Annotated in this window: 19 protein-coding genes; 4 read left to right on the top strand and 15 right to left on the bottom strand. The window is 29.9% G+C overall.

All coding sequences use genetic code 11. The annotated features are described in order from the left end of the window. The 7 genes from tgt to I4U58_RS05810 all read right to left on the bottom strand — a co-directional run. Positions 1-1095, bottom strand: a 1095-nt coding sequence (gene tgt, locus I4U58_RS05780; RefSeq protein ID WP_195930082.1) for a tRNA guanosine(34) transglycosylase Tgt, incomplete at its 3' end; no start/stop codon positions are given. A 70-nt stretch (positions 1096-1165) separates the two neighbouring features. Beyond that, positions 1166-1648 carry a phosphate-starvation-inducible PsiE family protein gene (locus tag I4U58_RS05785; protein ID WP_195930083.1) on the bottom strand — a complete coding sequence of 161 codons (483 nt, stop codon included), beginning with the start codon at positions 1646-1648 and terminating at the stop codon, positions 1166-1168. A 30-nt stretch (positions 1649-1678) separates the two neighbouring features. Next, positions 1679-2704, bottom strand: a complete 1026-nt coding sequence (gene queA, locus I4U58_RS05790; protein ID WP_195930084.1) for a tRNA preQ1(34) S-adenosylmethionine ribosyltransferase-isomerase QueA — start codon at positions 2702-2704, stop codon at positions 1679-1681. A gap of 93 nt (positions 2705-2797) precedes the next feature. Next, complete coding sequence (gene ruvB / locus I4U58_RS05795) at positions 2798-3814, bottom strand: Holliday junction branch migration DNA helicase RuvB (protein WP_195930085.1); 1017 nt, start codon at positions 3812-3814, stop codon at positions 2798-2800. A gap of 41 nt (positions 3815-3855) precedes the next feature. Then, on the bottom strand, positions 3856-4449 hold the full coding sequence (gene ruvA / locus I4U58_RS05800) for a Holliday junction branch migration protein RuvA (protein WP_195930086.1): 594 nt from the start codon (positions 4447-4449) through the stop codon (positions 3856-3858). A 17-nt stretch (positions 4450-4466) separates the two neighbouring features. After that, on the bottom strand, positions 4467-4964 hold the full coding sequence (ruvC, locus tag I4U58_RS05805) for a crossover junction endodeoxyribonuclease RuvC (RefSeq protein ID WP_195930087.1): 498 nt from the start codon (positions 4962-4964) through the stop codon (positions 4467-4469). Between the two features lie 190 nt (positions 4965-5154). Next, complete coding sequence (locus I4U58_RS05810) at positions 5155-5733, bottom strand: hypothetical protein (protein ID WP_195930088.1); 579 nt, start codon at positions 5731-5733, stop codon at positions 5155-5157. 162 nt (positions 5734-5895) lie between these two features. Between I4U58_RS05810 and I4U58_RS05815 the strand changes: the two genes are divergently transcribed. The 4 genes from I4U58_RS05815 to I4U58_RS05830 all read left to right on the top strand — a co-directional run bounded on the left by I4U58_RS05815 (position 5896) and on the right by I4U58_RS05830 (position 12059). Then, complete coding sequence (locus I4U58_RS05815) at positions 5896-6207, top strand: hypothetical protein (protein WP_195930089.1); 312 nt, start codon at positions 5896-5898, stop codon at positions 6205-6207. A gap of 74 nt (positions 6208-6281) precedes the next feature. Beyond that, entirely contained in the window at positions 6282-6605 is a 324-nt protein-coding gene (locus I4U58_RS05820) for a DUF1540 domain-containing protein (protein ID WP_195930090.1), read from the top strand. Between the two features lie 393 nt (positions 6606-6998). After that, complete coding sequence (locus I4U58_RS05825; RefSeq protein ID WP_195930091.1) at positions 6999-7649, top strand: TetR/AcrR family transcriptional regulator; 651 nt, start codon at positions 6999-7001, stop codon at positions 7647-7649. Between the two features lie 33 nt (positions 7650-7682). Continuing rightward, a complete protein-coding gene (locus I4U58_RS05830) occupies positions 7683-12059 on the top strand; it encodes a 2-hydroxyacyl-CoA dehydratase (RefSeq protein ID WP_195930092.1) in 4377 nt (1458 codons plus the stop codon). 158 nt (positions 12060-12217) lie between these two features. Here the strand turns inward: I4U58_RS05830 and I4U58_RS05835 are convergent, their stop codons facing one another. From I4U58_RS05835 to I4U58_RS05870, 8 genes are all read right to left on the bottom strand, one after another. Continuing rightward, entirely contained in the window at positions 12218-12856 is a 639-nt protein-coding gene (locus tag I4U58_RS05835; protein WP_207743833.1) for a DUF368 domain-containing protein, read from the bottom strand. Between the two features lie 272 nt (positions 12857-13128). Continuing rightward, positions 13129-13362: a methyl-accepting chemotaxis protein gene (locus I4U58_RS05840; RefSeq protein WP_195930094.1), complete on the bottom strand. Its 234-nt coding sequence runs from the start codon at positions 13360-13362 to the stop codon at positions 13129-13131. Further along, on the bottom strand, positions 13319-13750 hold the full coding sequence (locus tag I4U58_RS05845; protein WP_195930095.1) for a hypothetical protein: 432 nt from the start codon (positions 13748-13750) through the stop codon (positions 13319-13321). Before I4U58_RS05845 ends, I4U58_RS05840 begins: the two co-directional genes overlap by 44 nt. Before the next feature lie 201 nt (positions 13751-13951). Next, the gene (locus I4U58_RS05850; protein ID WP_195930096.1) at positions 13952-14422 is read right to left on the bottom strand and encodes a hypothetical protein; all 471 of its coding nucleotides are present in this window, start codon (positions 14420-14422) and stop codon (positions 13952-13954) included. 104 nt (positions 14423-14526) lie between these two features. Continuing rightward, on the bottom strand, positions 14527-14937 hold the full coding sequence (locus I4U58_RS05855; protein ID WP_195930097.1) for a hypothetical protein: 411 nt from the start codon (positions 14935-14937) through the stop codon (positions 14527-14529). 298 nt (positions 14938-15235) lie between these two features. After that, positions 15236-17230, bottom strand: coding sequence for an NAD(+) synthase (locus I4U58_RS05860; protein WP_195930098.1), 1995 nt, complete (start codon positions 17228-17230; stop codon positions 15236-15238). A 293-nt stretch (positions 17231-17523) separates the two neighbouring features. Next, positions 17524-18597, bottom strand: coding sequence for a butyrate kinase (gene buk / locus I4U58_RS05865; RefSeq protein ID WP_195930099.1), 1074 nt, complete (start codon positions 18595-18597; stop codon positions 17524-17526). Positions 18598-18690: 93 nt separating this feature from the next. Continuing rightward, complete coding sequence (locus I4U58_RS05870; RefSeq protein WP_195930100.1) at positions 18691-19593, bottom strand: phosphate butyryltransferase; 903 nt, start codon at positions 19591-19593, stop codon at positions 18691-18693. Positions 19594-19715 lie beyond the last annotated feature (122 nt).

Consider the following 19715-nt stretch of genomic DNA (forward strand, 5'->3'; position numbering starts at 1 on the left):
AAATTCTTCTCTGAAGTCTAGTAATCTATCTTCTCTTATTGCTTGTCTAACTTGTTCCATTAATTTAAGTAAGAATCTTAAGTTGTGTGTAGTTATAAGTCTAGCAGCTAATATTTCGTTAGCTTTTACTAAGTGTCTTATATATGCTTTTGTGTAGTTTTGACAGCAATAGCAATCACACTCTGGATCTAATGGAGTAAAGTCTTTAGCATAAGCAGCATTTCTAACTACAACTTTACCTTGGCTAGTCATAGCAGTACCATTTCTAGCTATACGAGTTGGAAGTACGCAGTCGAACATGTCTACTCCTCTTATTACACCTTCGATTAAGTCGTCAGGTGAACCAACACCCATTAGGTATCTTGGCTTATCAACTGGCATAAGTGGTGTAGTATATTCTAATACTTCGTACATAAGTGGTTTAGGTTCTCCAACACTAAGTCCACCTATTGCGTATCCTGGTAAATCTATAGCAGTTATTTCTTTTGCTGATTGCTCTCTTAAATCTTTATACATACCACCTTGGATTATACCGAATAATGCTTGGTTTTCTGTATTTTTGTGAGCATCTTTACATCTTTGAAGCCATCTTGTAGTTCTTTCTAAAGATTTTTTAACGTATTCTCTGTCAGCTGGGTATGGAGCACATTCGTCAAATGCCATCATTATGTCTGAACCTAATGCATTTTGTATCTCCATAGCTTTTTCTGGACTTATGAAGTGTCTTGAACCATCTAAATGTGATTTAAATGTAACACCTTCTTCAGTTATTTTTCTAAGTGGTCCTAGTGAGAATACTTGGAATCCACCACTATCTGTTAATATTGGTTTGTCCCAGTTCATAAATTTGTGAAGCCCACCAGCTTCTCTTACTAGTTCATGACCTGGTCTCATATATAAGTGGTAAGTATTACTTAGGATTATTTGTGATCCTATTTCTTTTAATTCTTCTGGTGTCATCGCCTTTACTGTTGCTTGTGTCCCAACTGGCATGAATATAGGCGTTTCTATACTTCCATGTGGTGTGTGTAATATTCCAAGTCTTGCACCACTTTGTTTACAAGTTTTGATAAGTTCGTATCTTATTGCACTCATTTTGTTTCTCCTTAAAATTTCAAATATATTGATTCATCTCTATATTAAATTTATGATGTAAGTATATTTATTAAAACATACTTACATTTTCATCATCATCTTTTAGATAAGATGCTATTATACTTTTGATAGTAGATTTTGATTCTTTTTCTGTGCTTTCTTTGTCCTTTTCCGGCATTAAATATTTCTTAATGAAGAATATAGCTGCTATAGCTAATACACCTAATAATAATTCACCTGCACTTGATGACTTAGGTATTAAAAGTAGTTTTCTTGCTATCGCGTATAAAAGAACTTCTAATAAAGTTTCAGGTCGATGTAAGCAAAGCATAATTACTAATTCTACGGCTATTACAAGTAATAATATTTGTGCCAAGAAGTTATTTAGTTGCTCGTAATTAACAGGATTTGCGAAGTCGATAATATAAGCACCATAAACCTCTCTCAAAATATCGAATATACCTAAAAGTATGACTAATAGTATTACTACTGACAGTAAAATCTCACATAAATGTGCTATTTTAATAAAAGTCTGCTTTGTATTTCTTTTCATTTTTTCGGCCCCCAGTTAAGTTTGATATTATTATTTTATAAACATTGCATCTCCAAAACTAAAGAATCTGTATTTGTCCTTAACTGCTTGATTGTAAGCATTTAATACATGCTCTTTTCCTGCTAAAGAACTAACTAGCATTATAAGTGTAGACTCTGGTAAATGGAAGTTAGTTATTAAGTTATCTATAACTTTCCATTTGTATCCTGGGTATATAAATATATTTGTCCATCCTGATGTAGCTTTTACTAAGCCATTTTCATCAGCTACTGACTCTATAGTTCTTGTACTTGTTGTACCAACACTTATTACTCTATTTCCATTTGCTTTAGCTCTATTTATTTTTTCTGCTGCTTCTTCTGTCACCATGTAGAATTCTGAATGCATTTGGTGGCTGTTAACATCATCTACTTTTACTGGTCTGAAAGTTCCAAGACCAACATGAAGTGTTACGAATGCTAAATCAACACCTTTTTCTTTTATTTTAGTTAATAATTCTTCTGTAAAGTGAAGTCCAGCAGTTGGAGCTGCTGCAGAACCATTATGTTTAGAATAAACTGTTTGATATCTTTCTCTTTCATCTAGTTTTTCTGTTATATATGGTGGTAGTGGCATGTTTCCTAATTCGTCTAGAATTTCTTCAAATATACCATTATATTCGAATTTAACTATTCTAGCTCCATCTTCACCCATTCCAACTACTTCTGCTATTAGTTTGCCATCTCCAAATGAGAATCTAGCTCCTATTTTAGCTCTTTTACCTGGTTTAACTAATGTTTCCCAAGTATCATCTTCAGTTCTTTTTAAAAGTAAAAATTCTATTTTTCCACCTGTTTCTACTTTTGAACCGATAAGTCTAGCTGGGATTACTCTAGTGTCGTTTAAAACTAGGCAATCTCCTGGATTTAAATAATCTATTATATCTTTAAATATTCTATGTTCGATTTCACCAGTTTCTTTATTAAGTACCATAAGTTTAGAACTTGTTCTATCTTTTATTGGAACTTGTGCAATTAATTCTTCTGGTAAATCAAAGTTAAAATCGCTTGTTTTCAATTTTTTAACTTCCTTTCTAAATAAATATTTGTCAAAACATACAAATACAATGATAACAAATATTTATTTATTTGGGTAGACTTTTATAAAATCTTATTTTTGGGGATATTCTATATTTAAATGTTCATATGCTCTTGGCATAGCAATACGCCCCCTAGGCCCTCTATTTATAAAACCTAGTTGAAGTAAATACGGCTCATAAACATCTTCTATTGTATTTCTATCCTCTCCAATTGATGCTGCTAATGTGTCTAATCCTACTGGCCCACCGCCAAACTTGTGGATTATTGTTAAAAGTAGTTTTTCATCAACATCATCAAGACCTAAACTGTCTACACCTAATAATTCTAAGGCATCATTTGCAACTTCATCAGTTATATTTCCGCCGGCTTTTACTTGAGCATAGTCTCTAACTCTTTTTAGAAGTCTATTTGCTATTCTTGGTGTCCCCCTAGAACGTCTAGCAATCTCTGTTGCTCCATTTAAGTTTATTTCTGCTTCTAGAAGATTTGCTGATCTCATTGAAATTTGAGCTAATTCATCTACTGTATAGTAGTCTAATTTGCATATTACTCCAAATCTATCTCTAAGTGGGTTTGTAAGCATTCCCGCTCTAGTCGTCGCACCAATTAATGTGAATTTTGGTAAATCAAGCCTTATACTTCTCGCTGATGGTCCTTTTCCGATAATTATATCTATACAGTAATCTTCCATTGCAGGGTATAAAACTTCCTCTACACTCCTATTTATTCTGTGTATTTCGTCAATAAATAATACATCATTTTCCTCTAAATTAGTTAAAATTGCCGCTAAATCACCAGCTCTTTCAATAGCTGGACCAGATGTAATTCTAAGGTTTACACCCATTTCATTGGCTATTATTCCAGCTAAAGTTGTTTTTCCTAAACCTGGAGGTCCATATAATAAAACGTGGTCTAGTGGCTCATTTCTAGATTTTGCTGCCTCTATAAATATTTCTAATTGTTCTTTTACTTTTTCCTGACCTAAATAATCCGATAAACTCTTAGGTCTTAAACTAACTTCTGTTTCTGTATCCTCTGATTTCATGCTAGAAGTTATCAATCTATTTTCATCACCTAAATCAAACATTTACCAATCTCCTTTCTATATTTTCGTCTATTTAAATCTAATTACTTACTCATTAAATATGTAAGTGATTTTTTAATTAAGTCTTCTGTTTTTAATCCGTCTTTTTTGAATTTTTGAACAGCTTCTTTAGCTTCTGTACTTGAATATCCTAAAGCTAATAATGCTTCTAATGCTTCATCTAACTCTAATCCTGTAGGTGCTTGATTAAATAAAGTAGCTTCAAACTCTGCCATATCTTTATCTACTTTATCTTTTAATTCTAAAATTATTCTCTCAGCAGTTTTTTTACCGACGCCTGGACATTTCGATAATTTTGCAATATCCTCACTAAGGATATATGCACTAAGTTGTGGTGGCGTTGCACAAGATAAAATTCCAAGACCTACTTTTGGACCTATCTTTGACACTGATGTAAGTAGTTTAAACATCTCAAGTTCCATTTGAGTTGAAAATCCGCACAAACTCATGTCATCTTCTCTTACTATTAATTTTGTAAATATTTTTGCACTTTTTCCCTTTTGTACACTTTGCGCCGTAAAACTAGATACATTTATTTCGTATCCAATTCCGTTATTTTCTAAAATTATTCTATCTAAATATATTTCCTCTACGATTCCTTTTATATAGCTATACATACATTCTCCTTATAAAATTATTTAAAGTTTTTTAAAGTCTTTTCTAGTCTATTTGCATGTGCATGACATACAGCTATTGCAAGAGCATCAGCAGTATCATCTGGTTTTGGTATTTCTTTTAATTTTAAAAGAGATGTCACCATCTGTTGTACCTGCATTTTTTGGGCTCTACCATATCCAACAACACCTTGTTTAACTTGAAGTGGTGTATATTCATAAATAGGCTTATTATTGTGTGTACAAGCCAACATAATTACACCTCTCGCCTGTGCAACTGTGATTGCTGTTTTTACATTTTTGTTAAAGAACAATTCCTCAATCGCTACTTCATCAATATTATAGTTCTTAATTAAAATATCTATACCTTTATAAACAAGTGCTAGCCTTTGATCTGTTGGTGTGTTTGCGTTAGTTGTAACAGCCCCATAATCAATAACTCTAAACTTATTATTTTTATATTCTATTATTCCGTATCCAACTATAGCTATCCCTGGGTCTATTCCTAAAATAACCAAAACTGACCTCCTAAATTTATTTTTATCCAAACCTATGTTCTCATCTATTATATCAAATAAACTAAAGCTTTAACAAATAAACTAAAAATATTATTTCTATAAATATAAAAATATGTCCTTTAAATGTTGTCAGCAAAATTATGCTATTAACATTTAAAGGACATATTTCTCAGGTATATATTAAATTTTATTAGCTACCGAAATCTTCAAGTCTAGAATAAGCATCTTCTTCATTATCTAATACTATCGCTTCTTTAAGTTCTTCTTGAACTGATTTTGGAAGTGATTTTATTTGGATAGAAGTTTTTTCTACTAATTCTTTTTTACCTTCTTTATTATATTTGAAAACAGTTATATATCCATCTTCATTTTCTAATGTATATTTATTTGCTTTTGATAAATCTGTAGTTTCATCAGAAGTCTTTAAAATTATTTGATATTTATTCATTGTAGATACTTCTTTGTCTGGATATTTTTCTTTTAAGGCCGCTTTAATTTCATCTTCAGTTTTATTTAATAAGTCCTCGTTTACTTTTCCTAACATTACTGGTATTTCATTATCATCTTGAAGCCATATTTGACAGTATTCATCTAATTTAAATTTTTGTTGACTAGAAAGACTCTTTTGATTTGTTTTGTCAATTTTGCTGTTACTTGCTTCAAGCGTTTCATAACTCTTAACCCCTAAAAAAATACCTCCACTTAATAGTATTACTCCTAATGCTACTAATGACGGAATAATCCAGCGATAATTCTCCATCTTTTTCATTACTTATGTCCTCCTCCTTTGTAAATATGTAGGATTTTTATTAGTATCTTAGCCATTTTTGCTAATATTTATACATTAATAACACTATATTTTGGTCATATTTTTTAGGTGTGCAAAATATAATTATTAATAATAATTTTATGGAATTGAGGTGTGTTTATCTTGGAAAATAACTCTTATACTACATCAGATAGACTTGATTATTTAGAGTTTAGACAAAACCTACTAATTTTAAAACAACCATGTCACAAGGCAACCGTCTTTTTTGATTTAACTATAGATATATATTTAAAAATGAAGGAAAAATCTGAGGAGTTCTCTGAAAATGTTAAAAACGGTAAAAATCTAAAATTATTAGATTATGAAAAAATGATAATAAATATTTGGCCAAATATTTCAAATTACCCTTCTTCATGTTCACTAATAGCAAAGTCACTATTAGATAAAGATGTGTTTCAATCAATAGTAGAATAATCTATGTACAATACATATTTTTTTATATTTTGGAAATACTTTTATTAATTAAAGTTAATAGGAGGTTCAAAATAATGGCTAGAATAGGATGTAATGTACTAAATTGTTCGCATAACGATGCAGGAGTTTGTTATGCAAATAGAATATCTATAACAGGAAAAAAAGCTCATACAAGTAACCATACTTGTTGTTCTTCATTTTTAGACCAATCTACTTACAGTAACTTAACAAGCAATACTTGTACTAATGGAAGTTGCGACTACATAGGATGTAATGTAAAAACATGTGCTTATAATGCAGGAAATGTATGTAGCTTAAATAATATATCAGTAACATCTAGTGCTGATTCAGCTAATTTATACTCTGAAACATATTGTTCAAGCTTTAAATGCAAATAATAATATTTACTTTTTATAGAAAGATAGACGTCAAAATGTCTATCTTTTTTTAATTATAAATAAATTATCTAAATCAACGGACGAAGTCATTGGCTACATGAACAAAGTGATTTTTTTAATTTTATATTCACTTATCTATAGTCTAAATTTGTATATTATTTAACAAAACTTTAACATAAATTCACCTTTCTTTCGATTGACATTTTATGGTAATCATCACTATAATACTTGTATGTATGTGAGTATTTACTCACTATTTTTATGGTTCATATTGTGAGTGTTTACTCACTTTAATACTTTGGAAAAATATTATTTAATAATGTGTTAAATAAAAATTTTCTTATTAATAGTTTTGTTTTAATATGAAACTTCAAATTTTAGGAGAAATTTCAAATGCAACATTCTATTTTAAATTCATATAAGAAAGACATATTAGAAAATAAAACAATGACAGCCAAGTGTAAAAGGGTATTAGAAACTAGCATTGACCTTTTTGCTAAAAATGGGTATTCCAATACATCAACCAGTGAGATAGCAAAAATCGCAGGTGTTGCTGAGGGTACAATATTTAAACATTTCGGCACAAAAGAAAATTTACTACTTTCTTCGATTATGCCATTTATATTTGATTATGTTCTTCCAGAAATGATAATAGATTTTGAAGATGTTGAAATAAAGGATATATATCCTGACTTTAAATCATTTATACATGAACTTGTCTATGAAAGATTTAATTTTATGAGTGAAAATTATAAAGTCGCTCACATCTTATTGGCAGAAGTGCTTTATCGTGAAGAGCTAAGAATAAAAATTGTAGATGGTTTAAAATCTACTATAATGGACGGTTTTGACAAAATATTAAATTACTTTAAAGAAAATAAGATGATAAAAGACGTTCCTAATGGACTTATCGTCAGAACTGTTATTTCAAATATAGGTGGATATGTCATGTTAAAGTATATTTTCGATCCTGATGGGAATTACAACGATGAAAAAGAGCTAAAATACATAGAAGAATTAATAGTTAATGCTTTTAGTTTATAATTACTTTGGGGCAGTTTGAGGAGGTTTAATTTTATGAAAAAAATATTTAATGTAGGGATAGATGTCGGTTCTACTACAGTTAAAATAGTCGTTTTAGATAAAGATACAGTTGTATTCAAAAAATATACAAGACATTTTTCAGACGTAAAAAAAGCCGTTAAAGAAGTTTTAATAGAAGTTTATGAAAAATTCGGGGATATCAGAATTTCTACTGTAGTAACTGGGTCTGGAGGAATAGATATCTCTAAGTATTTAGGTTTAAAATTTGTACAAGAGGTAATATCATCTACAAAAGCAATTGAAACCTTCAACCCAGAAACTGATGTTGTAATCGAACTTGGTGGTGAAGATGCAAAAATCACTTATTTAAGTGGTGGTATTGATCAAAGAATGAATGGTATCTGCGCTGGTGGTACTGGTGCATTTATAGACCAAATGGCAACTTTACTAAAAACAGATGCTGCTGGACTTAACGAAATGGCTAAAGATTATGAGGTTATCTATCCTATCGCCTCTAGATGTGGTGTCTTTGCAAAAACAGATATTCAGCCATTGATAAATGATGGTGCAAGAAAAGCTGATATAGCCATGAGTATATTTAATGCTGTCGTAGTTCAAACAGTCAGCGTTTTATCTTGTGGTAGAGCTATAGAAGGAAATGTAGCTTTTTTAGGAGGTCCTCTATACTTCTTATCAGAACTTAGAACAGCATTTAAAAATGTACTTAACTTGAGCGATGAAAATATAGTATTTCCAAAAGATGCACAGTTATATATCGCTATGGGTGCTTCAATATTAGCAAAAGATGAACCCGATATTAATTTATCAGATTTGATAAATAAAACAAAAAAAATCGAAGGTGTAAACTTATCTAATACAGAAGGTTTAGAGCCTCTATTCAAAAACAAACAAGAACATGACGAATTCATAAATAGACACAATAAATCTAAAGTTACTAAAAAAGATATAAAAAATATAAAAGGAAATTGCTTCTTAGGTATTGATGCCGGTTCTACAACTACAAAAGCCGCATTAATAGATGAAGATTGCAACTTAGTTTATACATATTATAGTAGTAACGAAGGTAGTCCCCTTCAAACTTCTATAAATATAGTAAAAGATATTTATAGCTGCCTGCCAAAAGATGTCCACATAGTTTCATCTTGCGTCACTGGATATGGTGAAGCTTTACTAAAAAAAGCGTTAAAAATAGATTATGGTGAAATAGAAACTATGGCTCACTACAAAGCAGCTAAATACTTTGACCCACAAGTAGACTTCATATTAGATATCGGAGGCCAAGATATGAAATGCCTTCATATAAAAGATGGAGTTATCGACAATATTATCCTTAATGAAGCTTGTTCTTCTGGTTGTGGTTCTTTCCTTGAAACTTTTGCAAAATCACTTTCTATGTCTATACAAGACTTTGCAAAAGAAGGTACATATTCACAACATCCAGTTGATTTAGGTTCTCGATGCACAGTCTTTATGAATTCTAGAGTTAAACAGGCACAAAAAGAAGGTGCTACAGTTGCCGATATATCATCAGGTCTTTCTTATTCAGTTATAAAAAACGCCTTATTCAAAGTTATAAAAATTAGAGATTTAAATGAACTTGGTAAAAACATAGTTGTACAAGGTGGTACTTTTTACAATGATTTAGTTTTAAGAAGCTTTGAAAAATTAATCGGCAGAGATGTAATTAGACCTGATATTTCTGGAATAATGGGTGCATTTGGTGCTGCTTTAATAAGTAAGGAAAAATACACTCCACAACATAAAACAGAATTTTTAAATTTAAAACAACTTGAAAACATCAAAGTAGATAATACAGTTCGTAGATGTAAAGGTTGCTCAAACAAATGTCTACTTACTATAAATAAATTCTCAGAAACTGAAATATTTGTATCTGGTAATAGATGCGAAAATGGTGCCGCTTTATATGGTGCAGAAAAACCTGACCCAAATAAAGAAAAACCAATAAATCTATTTGCATACAAATATGACAGATTATTTAAACATTATAAACCATTAAAATTGGAAGATGCACCACGAGGTGAAGTCGGTATTCCAAGGGTTTTAAATATGTATGAAGATTATCCATTCTGGTTCACTTTATTTACTAAATTAGGATTTAAAGTAACTCTATCAGGAAGATCTTCAAAAAAACTTTATGAAAGAGGTATGACTAGTATAGCCTCTGAAACAGTTTGTTACCCAGGTAAAATGGTCCATGGACATATCCAAAGTTTAATAGATAAAGGTGTTAAGACTATCTTCTACCCTGCTGTAACACACGAATACAGAGAAGATAAAACTTCAGACAACAACTACAATTGCCCTGTCGTTATATCTTATTCTGAAATAATAAAAAACAATGTTCCTGATATAAAGAAAAAGAATATTAAGTTTATAAATCCATTTATGACTTTAAATGATAAAGAAAACTTAAAACAAAGACTTTGTCAGGTCTTCTCTAATTATTTTTCAGAATTAAACATCTCAAAATCTGAAATTAGAGCTGCTGTTGATGCTGCAAGAGATGAAGAATTAGCATTTAAAGCAGATATAAGACATGCTGGCGAAGAAGCTGTTAAAAAAATAGAAAAAGAAAACTTAAAAGGTATAGTTTTAGCTGGTAGACCTTATCACCTTGACCCAGAAATTAACCATGGTATGCCAGAATTAATAAATTCACTTGATATGGCAGTACTTACAGAAGATAGTGTTTGTCATCTTGCACAAGTACAAAGACCTCTAAGAGTTGTCGACCAATGGGTATATCACTCTAGACTTTACAAAGCTGCTGAATTTACTAAAAAATACGATAACATAGAATTAGTTCAGCTAAACTCATTTGGATGCGGTCTTGATGCTGTAACAACAGAACAAGTTCAAGAAATACTAGCAGAAAAATCAAAAATATATACAGTAATAAAAATAGATGAAGGTAATAACTTAGGTGCAGCAAAAATAAGACTTCGTTCACTAAAAGCTGCTATGTCAGAAAGAGAAGCAAATAACATAAGTGTTAAAAATATAAAAGAAAATAAAATACATTACACTAAAAACGATAAATTTGATCCAAAACGTAAATTGCTAGTTCCTCAAATGTCTCCAATTCACTTCCAATTCATCCAAAAGGCTGTGAATTTAAGTGGTTGGAATGTAGAAATCCTTCAAGATACAAGTAGAGAGATTATCGAGGAAGGATTAAGATATGTAAATAATGATGCATGCTACCCTGCCATCATAGTTATAGGACAGTTAATAGGCGCTCTTAAATCAGGCAAATACGACTTAAACAACGTAGCTGTAGGTATAACTCAAACTGGTGGTGGTTGTAGAGCGACTAACTACATAGGTTTCTTACGTAAAGCTATGTATGAGGCAGGATTTAAAGATGTACCAGTTGTATCATTAAGTGCACAAGGCATAGAAGATAATGGTCTTAAAGAAAATATTTCACTACCACTACTAAATCGTGGCTTTATGGCTGTAGTTTATGGTGATTTATTTATGAAAGTATTATATAGAACTAGACCTTATGAAAAAGTCAAAGGAAGCGCAAATGCTTTATATGAAAAATGGGTTAAAATTTGTATGGATTCACTTGAAAGTGCTAAATTCTCTACTTTCAGTAAAAACATCAAAGCAATAATAAAAGATTTTGATAATCTAGAACTTCTAGATATCAAAAAACCTCGTGTTGGTCTTGTTGGAGAAATATTAGTAAAATTCCATCCAACTGCAAATAACAATATTGTCGACGTCCTTGAAAGAGAAGGGGCTGAGGCTGTAATGCCAGAGCTTGCTGGATTCTTCTTGTATTGTTCTCTAAACAATATATACAAAAAAGACAACAAACTAGAAGGTAGCGCTAAAGGTAAATTCTTTGCAAAATTCTTTATTGGTTTAGTTAGTTTCTACCAAAAAACTTACGTAAAAGAACTTAAAAAGAGCAAGAGATTTACTCCACCTGAAAGTATTTATGAATTAGCAGAAAAGACTAAAACATTAGTCTCTATCGGAAATCAAACTGGTGAAGGCTGGTTCTTACCAGGTGAAATGATAGAATTAATAGAAAGTGGTGTTGATAATATAGTTTGTATGCAACCATTTGGTTGTCTTCCTAACCACATAATTGGTAAGGGGCCTATAAAAGAATTAAAAGCTAGATATCCAAAAGCAAACATAATTCCAATAGACTACGACCCTTCTGCAAGTGAAGTTAACCAAATAAACAGAATAAAACTTATGCTATCAAGAGCATTTAAAAACTTAAAAGAAGAAGATAATACATCTAAAATATCTTCTAAAGCAAAAACTTTTACTGTTAATGATATTAAATCAAATAAAGAAAGTGAATCAAAAACACCAGAAAATAAAAAAGCTGTTAATATGTAAATAAAAGGCTGATTTCTACTTTAAATAGAAATCAGCCTTTTTTAATTCTAAGAAAATTATATATTATCTGGTTTTTGGATAATATATAATTTCCAACCTATTAACTAAAGCAACGGACGAAGTCGTTGGCGCCATGAGCAAAGCGAATTTTTTTTTAATTAATCTATCTCTTTTAGATTCATATCTGTTGATTGTTTTAAAATCAAATGTTTTAAATATTGAATTGCACCTATTAACACTCCACCTAGAATAAAAAATAGTACATTAAAATTATAAATATTAACAGGAACATAGTTGTAAGTTCCTGTAATAGTTGTGGGTCCCATAATGATTGAATATATTGAACCTATCATCAATCCTAAAATTATATATATCATCTCAGAAGTATATTTTTGTAATAAATATTTAACTAGCTTTGTACATGAGAATATTCCAATTATCAAACCGACTATAAATACTAATACAATAGGCATTTGGCTGAAATTCCCATTCAAGATATTGTGAACACTCTTCATAATAGGTAGATATAAACCAAATATCAAAAGCAAAGTCGATCCAGATATACCTGGAAGTACCATTGCAGATACAGCTATAATTGCTACTAATATAATATAAATCATTAAATCTATATCAAAATATTTAAAACTTATATTATAAGAATTTGATGATATAGGATTGAAATAAGTAATTAAAACTACTACTAATATTCCAAGAATAAATAATATTGTACCACCTGAAACACCGGGTACAGAATCCGCCAAAGCCATACACAAACCACCAAACATTAAATTCAACATTTTCACCTCTCCTTAAAACTGTATTTAGACTAAAAATCTATTAAAAAGACTTCACCTTCTCTACAATCTCGTGATACACACATATTTTATATGCTTGTACAACTAATATTTTCTTATTTTTATTTCTTTATCTTTATAATACAAAATAAAAATAACTATAAAAAAAATAAAATATTAATTATTTATTAACTGTTAATATTATGTTTGTTAATTATATGCAGAATCTATAACCTGCGCCCCATACTGTATCTATAAATTTTATATTTTTTGATTCATCTTCTATTTTTTTCATATCTCAATCTTTCGTCTACTGAATTTCTAAGATATCCTCTCATCTCATCAAAATCTCTACATACGTCTCCAAACTCATCATTACCAAAATAATTTATCGGCTTGTCTAACTCTCCTTCTCTTATTTTTTTACTTCCTACTCTTATCTTTTCTAATGGAACTAAAATACTTTTAGAAATCCAATGTGATAACAGTATGTTTAAAATTATTATCATAGTTTTTTATCAGTTCATTTAGCTTTTGATGTTCCTGTTTTGTCAAATTATCATATAAATTTTTATTATTTACTTCTATGGATAAGTTATATCCTAACTTACTTAATTCTTGATTTAAATTTGATAATTGATTGGATTCTAGTTCTTTTTGTGTTGTATTTTTATAGCTTGATTTAGGTATAGACAATATATCATCTTCGTATTGATATATTAAACTTTGTACTGAATATAAAGAGTTTTTATCCTTAACTAAAGTTTCTATAATTTCTTCTATAGTTTCGTGGTAATTATTACTTTTTATAGATATCCCCATTATAATTAATAGCGTTAATATTGGTATTACTACTATGACTATATTAGAAACTATTACTTTATTTTTTATCTTCATAAGTTATCCCTCGTTTTATCAAAATTTTTTCTTTACTCTATCAAAGTAACAAAACTTTATAAAATTTTTATTAAATATTTATAAAAAATAAATATTGCCTTTAGCTCTTTATTTTATCTTATAAATTAAATAATACTGCATATAAACTAATCGTAACAATTATAGTTAATATGCAGTATTATTATTTGAATGTAAGTTCTTTTATTCACTTTGTAAATCAGAATATAGTATGCTGTCTTCTCTATTTAAATATACATATACAGTATTTGTTTTTTCGTCATCATCAGATTTTAATAATACTTTTATAACATAATCATCTGTAGCTATATCTACTAATTCACCTTCATATTCAGAATATCTTCTATTTATTAAATTTCTAGCCTCAATTACATCTTCATCAAATAGCTCAACACTATGTAGTGTTACATATTGTGATTTAAAACTACCTTCAAAAGATAAGCTAATAAAATATATTTTTTTACACTCTGTGCACATAACTACTAATTTTTCCATTTTGTATATAGATGCTTTTGTAACTGCCTCTACTTCACTTCCCTTTAATTCTATTTCGTTTACTTCTCTAAATAAAACTTTATATTTTTGTGCATCTGAGCATGGACATATTTTTTGTCCAAAATCATCTTGATATAGGTATTTGTTTACAGTAACCATAAGATTATCCCCCGTATTTATTTTGTTAGTCAAAAAATAAAGGCTTTAAAGCCTTTATTTTTTGTATTATGTTTTATTCTAAATCTACATATACAAAATCAAATTTATTTTTCCATATAGACGTATTCTGTATATTTTCCGTTTTCTACTTCTTTTTCTTCTACTATTTTCGTAATAAAATCTTCGGATCTTATAGTAAATAATGCTTCATAAGAACCATAATTACGTTTAATATGTTCTCTTACCTGGCTATTTGTTTCAGATATTTCTCTTATATTTGAAACCGTACGCTTTTGGTCGCTTCCATTTTTTATGTATCTCATATCAAATCTATACATTCTACTACATTTTGAGCAAACAGCTATTATATCGCTTGTAGAATCACAAATGTCTTCATTTTTACTTTCAGTCATCTGACTATGATTATATAGTACTCTGAATTTTTTACATTCAGAGCATTCACAAACCTTTTTATCTAACTCTGCCACTAAAATGTACTTTGGTGTGTATAACATATATCTTACCCCTTTCTCTATACCTATTATTATTTATTATATATTCCCTAAAATATATAAATTTATGTATATGCAGGTTATTTGAGTACACAAAAATTGTTCTTTTTTTAATGATTAGTCACCTTACACAAAATCCCCTATAACAACTTTGCGTCTAGTTAACCTCTTTATAATATTGTATCACCATATTATCTAAATTACAGATTTAATTTGAAAAATTTTCTAGCTAGAAAAAATAATACATTATACATTAAACGGATTAATTTGTTTTACTTCTGTTTATAAAATATATTTAAAATTATTTAATTATATTCTTTAATTCGTTTAATTCATCTATCCAGATACTTTGACATGCATCAGATGCCATTCTCCAGTCACCTCTTGGTGATAATGACACACTACCAACTTTTACTCCATCTGGCATACATGAACGTTTAAATTGTTGTGTCCAAAATCTATTGTAGAATATCTCCATATTTTTAAGCACATCAGCCTTATCTATAACTGGATTTTCAACACCCATTTTCTTTTCATGCATAGTTTTTGCATTTATATATAAATCAAATATTTTTCTTGGTCCAAATCCATGTCTTTGCATGTAGTAAAGTATAAAGTCATGTATTACATATGAACCGATTTTATCTTCTGTTTTTTGTTTTATTGTTCCATCTTCATTTGGAGGAAGTAACTCTGGACTAACAGGAGTATCGCAAATATCTAATAAAGTTTCTCTTAGTTCATTGTGATGTTGTGCATATGATTCTAGGATTCCTCTTACTAAAGTTTTTGGTATAGATGCATTTACTCCATACATACTCATTTGGTCTCCATTGTATGTGCACCAACCTAATGCTAATTCAGATAAATCGCCAGTTCCAACTACTAATCCGCCTATTTTATTTGATATATCCATAAGTATTTGTGTTCTCTCTCTCGCTTGAACATTTTCAAATGTTACGTCTAAGTTAGATTTGTCATGGCCTATATCTTTGTAATGTTGTTCACATGCATCTTTTATATTTATCTCATATGATGTTACATTTAATAATTCCATTAATTTTTTTGCATTGTTTAATGTTCTATCAGTAGTTCCATAACAAGGCATTGTAATAGCGTGTATTCCTTTTGTATCAAGCCCATTTATGTTGAATGCTTCTGCTGCTACAATTAATGCTAACGTGCTGTCTAATCCACCAGAGATTCCTATAACAACATTTTTACAATTTATTTTTTTAAGTCTTCCAGCAAGACCAGCTGCTTGTAATTTTAATATTTCAGTAGCACGCTCATCTATATTGTGTGGAACAAATGGTAGTATTGATATTTCTCTATTTGAAACAAATTCATCTGTTACTGGTGCAAAAGTCTCTATACAAATACGTTCATATTTTTGTTTATTTACATTAGTCATATATGATGTCGTTTTTGTTCTATCATTTTCACAGTTTTCTATATCTATTTCACCATAAGTTATTTCTATATCTTCTAAAAACTTGCTCTCACCTACTATAACTCCACAATCTGCAATTAGACTATGACCTGAAAATACAGTATCTGTCGTACTTTCTCCTCTTGATGCAGATGCGTATACATATCCACAGTTTGATGTAGCTGATTGCATTTTTATTAAATCTTCTCTATACTTAGCTTTTCCTATAGTTTCATTACTTGCTGATAAATTTACAATTATATTTGCCCCATGTAAACAATGGTATTTTGAAGGTGGTATCGGTACCCAAACATCCTCACAAATTTCAGCAGAAACTACAGCACCTGTGCGAGTATCTTCTACTAATAAATTTGGTGTAAACGGAACTGTTTTTCCACCTATCACAATTTGGTCATCTATTCTATTTACTGAGCTCGCAAAATATCTTCCTTCGTAAAACTCAGAATAATTAGGTATAAATGTTTTTGGTACTACACCTATTATTTCACCATTATGTATTGCGACTGCGCAGTTAAATAATTGGTTGTCTTTTCTAATCGGCATCCCTACAAATATAAGTGGACTATATTCTTTATTTGATAGTTTTGCAAATCTTATAAGTTCATCATAAGATCTTTTTATTAAAGTATATTGATTAAATAAATCATGACATGTATATCCTGTAACGCTCAGTTCTGGGTATACTACTACTCTAGTTTGTCTTTTACCTGATTTATTTTGTTCTATAACATCATCAAGAAGTCTTAACATTTCATCTACATTAAATTTCGGATTTGCAATCTTTACTTCATTTGGAATAAGCGTTGCAACCTCAACAATCCCATGATTTAATAATTTATTCATAAACATGTCTCCAATCTATTCCATTTTTTATCTTTTAAATACCTATTTAGATATTTTCATATACATTATCAAGATATTTTATTTTATCACAAATCAATAATTTTTATAAAAAAATCTTTATTCGATGTAATTTATTTATAAGTGAATATAATTTCCTATGCGTTATAAAAAATCTTTTTAAAGAACTTATTTATATCTTTAAATAAAATGAGGAACAAATAATAGTACTCTATTATTGTTCCTCATTTTTAGGTGTATATTTAAAAATTTCTATATGGAATTTTTAATGCAAATTAATAAACTAAGGCTTCTTCTTCGCCCTTTAATACTCGAAGTCCACCTTCTGCCAATGCTGACATTTCGTCTTCTCCAGGATAAGATAATACTTCTCCCAAAAATCCTACTCTTTCTTTTATCATATCTCTTACCTTAGCTGAATGAGCAATTCCACCAGTTAATATTATCGCATCTATATCGCCTTTTAAAACTGTTGCATATGCTCCTATTTCCTTGCATATCTGGTAAATCATAGCTTCATATACAAGTTTTGCTTTTTCATCCCCATCATTTATTCTAGCTTCAACTTCTCTAATATCATTAGTCCCAAGATATGCAACTACTCCGCCTTGTCCTTTTATTCTTTTTGAAACTTGGTCTTTTGTCATTTCATCTCCATAACATGCTCTAAACAATGCTCCAACTGGAAGTCCACCACTTCTCTCTGGTGAAAAAGGTCCTTCACCATCTAGTCCATTCGTATTATCTATTACTTTACCTTTTTTATGGGCTCCTACAGTAATTCCACCACCCATATGTACAATTAAAAAGTTACAGTCTTCGTATTTTTTACCTATATTTTCTGCCGCCCTTCTTCCTATTGCCTTTTGATTTAATGCGTGGAATATACTAATTCTAGGCATTTCTGGAACTCCTGATAATCTAGCAACTTCCTCCATTTCATCTACAACAACTGGGTCTACGATATATGAAGGCACATTAATTTCATCTCCAATTTGTCTAGCAATTATACCTCCAAGGTTTGATGCATGTTGTCCCGATACGCCTATTTTCAAGTCTTCAACCATTGCATCATTTACTATATAAGTTCCTCCTTTAATTGGTTTTAACAAACCACCTCTACCAACTACTGCATCTAAATCGGCTAAGTTTATGCCACCTTCTTTTAATACATTTTCGATTATATCTTTTCTAAAATCTAATTGATCTGCTATCTTTTCAAATTTATCAATTTCCTCAGATGAATGTCTAAGTGTTTTTTCAAATATTTCTTCTTTATCTTGATAAACAGCTATCTTAGTAGATGTTGAACCTGGATTTATCGCTAAAATTTTAAATAACTTTTCCATATTAATTCCCCCTAATTTTAAATACTAAACTTTCTCTAATTAGAGCTTTTGACAAAAAGTAATCTATACTTATCTATTTTTAACTAAATACAATTAATCTTTTTTAGACGCTGCTAATACGCCTAATGCAATGGAATTTAATTTTGTTATATCGCTATCTGCTCTCGATGTTAAAACTATAGGTGCTTTAGCTCCAAGCACCAATCCCGCACTTTGGGCTTTTGCAAAGAAAGTCATAGATTTATAAAATATATTTCCTGCCTCAATATCCGGTACAAGCAGTATGTCCGCTTTTCCTGCTACAGGATGGTCTATTCCTTTATGTTTTGCCGCTTCTTCACTAATAGCGTTATCGAGCGCAAACGGTCCACCTACTATACAATCTTTAATTTCTCCTTTTTTATTCATTTCTTCTAATTCTTTTGCATCAACTGTGTCCGGCATCTTTGGATTAACTTTTTCTTTTGCACAAAGTACTGCAACCTTAGGTTCGTCTATATCTAATGCTCTTGCAAGTTTGACAGCATTTTGAATTATTTGTTTTTTTGTATTTAAATCTGGGTCAATATTCATAGCAGCATCTGTTATAAAGAATAATTTGTCATATCCTTCAACATGAAATACTCCTGTATGACTTAATACATTTCCTGTTCTAAGACCTATTTCTTTATTTAAAACAGCTTTTAATATAATGGATGTGTCTACTAGGCCTTTCATTACAATATCTGCGCTACCTTCAGAAACAAGTTGTACAGCTTTTAGACAAGCCTCACTTAAGTCACTTATGTCTATTAATTTATAATTTTCTAGGCTTATATTTAGGCTTTCTGCAATTTGCTTTGTTTTGTCTATATCTCCTACCAAAATTGCATTTATTATACCTTCTTTTCTAGCATTTTCAACAGCTAACAAAACTTCTTTATCTTGGCAACACGCAACTGCTACTGTCTTTGGTCCTCTTTTTTTAGCCAAATTTATAACATCTTCTATTTTCATAAATCCACCCCTTTTACCTTGTGAGATTTTTTATATTCAGATTGTGATTTATTTTGACACGTAATTTAAGATTGTTCTTGGTTTAAAAATTTAATAGATTTATAGTTATTTTTGAAAAAGAT

The sequence above is a fragment of the Clostridium sp. 1001270J_160509_D11 genome, assembly GCF_015667935.1.
GTDB lineage: Bacteria > Bacillota > Clostridia > Peptostreptococcales > Peptostreptococcaceae > Intestinibacter.

Excerpts from the sequence above, each read along its gene's own strand:
- I4U58_RS05860 (WP_195930098.1), bottom strand. The coding sequence starts at position 17,230 with ATGAATAAATTATTAAATCATGGGATTGTTGAGGTTGCAACGCTTATT.
- I4U58_RS05785 (WP_195930083.1), bottom strand. The coding sequence starts at position 1,648 with ATGAAAAGAAATACAAAGCAGACTTTTATTAAAATAGCACATTTATGT.
- I4U58_RS05820 (WP_195930090.1), top strand. The coding sequence starts at position 6,282 with ATGGCTAGAATAGGATGTAATGTACTAAATTGTTCGCATAACGATGCA.
- ruvA (WP_195930086.1), bottom strand. The coding sequence starts at position 4,449 with ATGTATAGCTATATAAAAGGAATCGTAGAGGAAATATATTTAGATAGA.
- I4U58_RS05850 (WP_195930096.1), bottom strand. The coding sequence starts at position 14,422 with ATGGTTACTGTAAACAAATACCTATATCAAGATGATTTTGGACAAAAA.
- I4U58_RS05845 (WP_195930095.1), bottom strand. The coding sequence starts at position 13,750 with ATGAAGATAAAAAATAAAGTAATAGTTTCTAATATAGTCATAGTAGTA.
- I4U58_RS05870 (WP_195930100.1), bottom strand. The coding sequence starts at position 19,593 with ATGAAAATAGAAGATGTTATAAATTTGGCTAAAAAAAGAGGACCAAAG.
- ruvB (WP_195930085.1), bottom strand. The coding sequence starts at position 3,814 with ATGTTTGATTTAGGTGATGAAAATAGATTGATAACTTCTAGCATGAAA.
- buk (WP_195930099.1), bottom strand. The coding sequence starts at position 18,597 with ATGGAAAAGTTATTTAAAATTTTAGCGATAAATCCAGGTTCAACATCT.
- I4U58_RS05830 (WP_195930092.1), top strand. The coding sequence starts at position 7,683 with ATGAAAAAAATATTTAATGTAGGGATAGATGTCGGTTCTACTACAGTT.
- I4U58_RS05840 (WP_195930094.1), bottom strand. The coding sequence starts at position 13,362 with ATGATAATAATTTTAAACATACTGTTATCACATTGGATTTCTAAAAGT.
- I4U58_RS05855 (WP_195930097.1), bottom strand. The coding sequence starts at position 14,937 with ATGTTATACACACCAAAGTACATTTTAGTGGCAGAGTTAGATAAAAAG.
- I4U58_RS05810 (WP_195930088.1), bottom strand. The coding sequence starts at position 5,733 with ATGAAAAAGATGGAGAATTATCGCTGGATTATTCCGTCATTAGTAGCA.
- I4U58_RS05835 (WP_207743833.1), bottom strand. The coding sequence starts at position 12,856 with ATGTTGAATTTAATGTTTGGTGGTTTGTGTATGGCTTTGGCGGATTCT.
- I4U58_RS05825 (WP_195930091.1), top strand. The coding sequence starts at position 6,999 with ATGCAACATTCTATTTTAAATTCATATAAGAAAGACATATTAGAAAAT.